Origin of the sequence: Psychromonas aquatilis, assembly GCF_038155185.1 — a bacterium.
Classification (GTDB): Bacteria; Pseudomonadota; Gammaproteobacteria; order Enterobacterales; family Psychromonadaceae; genus Psychromonas; species Psychromonas aquatilis.
The window spans coordinates 1-1,173 of record NZ_JBAKAZ010000125.1; the positions used below are offsets into that span (position 1 = coordinate 1).

General features: G+C 34.8%; 1 protein-coding gene. It reads right to left on the reverse strand.

Annotated elements, in window-relative coordinates; all coding sequences use genetic code 11:
• Window positions 1-343: 343 nt before the first annotated feature.
• Window positions 344-715, reverse strand: a complete 372-nt coding sequence (locus tag V6256_RS15105) for a GxxExxY protein (protein ID WP_341599096.1) — start codon at window positions 713-715, stop codon at window positions 344-346.
• Window positions 716-1,173 lie beyond the last annotated feature (458 nt).

Here is a 1,173-nt window from a genome sequence, read left to right on the forward strand (position 1 = left end):
GCGCTGCGCTTCCACAGAGAACACAAAGGAAAACCTAGGTTCGGTTTGATCTTTTCACTATATTTTTATTTTTTTAGTGATTCTTAGTGCCTTAGTGGTCAAGCTTTTAATCTTTAACCCAAAAACAAAACCACCCACTAAGCGCTGCGCTTCCACAGAGAACACAAAGGAAAACCTAGGTTCGGTTTGATCTTTTAACCATATTTTTCTTTTCTTAGTGGTTTTTAGTGCCTTAGTGGTAAGGTTTTTAATCTTTTGATCTTTTAAACAAAAAACCAAAAGTAACCACTAAGCGCTACACTTCACAGAAAACACGAAGATAAGCCCTAAAATAATGTATCTTTTAAATTTTAAAACCCTTAATACCATTTTTTAAAATTAACTCATTAAAGTTAATTAATAATCCAGTACTTATATTTGCCAACTTCATATAAGTAAGAATTTGAGCTTGGTGAATAGCAGTCAAATGATTAACACTCTTAAGCTCCAATATAAGCTCTTTTGCAATCACAAAATCTAATCGATAAGCACAATCAATTTCCATGGATTTATATTGAATAGGTAAAGCCAACTGCTGTTGAAAAGGAATATTATTTTTTGAAAGCTCATAAACCAAACATTTTTCATAGGCAGACTCCAATAAACCTGGTCCCAAATATTGATGTACCTCGATAGCACATCCAATCACTCGATATGATAGATCTTGAAAACTCATATACTTTCTCCTTATTAAGACTTAAAGAAACCACTAAGCGCTGCGCTTCCACAGAGAACACAAAGGAAAACCTAGGTTCGGTTTGATCTTTTAACCATATTTTTCTTTTCTTAGTGGTTTTTAGTGCCTTAGTGGTAAGGTTTTAATCTTTTAATCCAAAAAACAAAACCAACCACTAAGCGCTGCGCTTCCACAGAGAACACTAAGGAAAGCCTAGGTCCGGTTTTATCTTTCACCATATTTTGCTTTTCTCGGTGATTCTTAGTGCCTTAGTGGTAAGGTTTTTTATCTTTAACCCAAAAACAAAACCAACCACTAAGCGCTGCGCTTCACAGAGAACACTAAGGAAAACCTAGGTCCGGTTTTATCTTTTCACCATCTTTTTTTCTTAGTGGTCCTTAGGGCCTTAGTGGTAAGGTTTTTAATCTTTAAGCCAAAATAAAAGTAACCACTAAGCG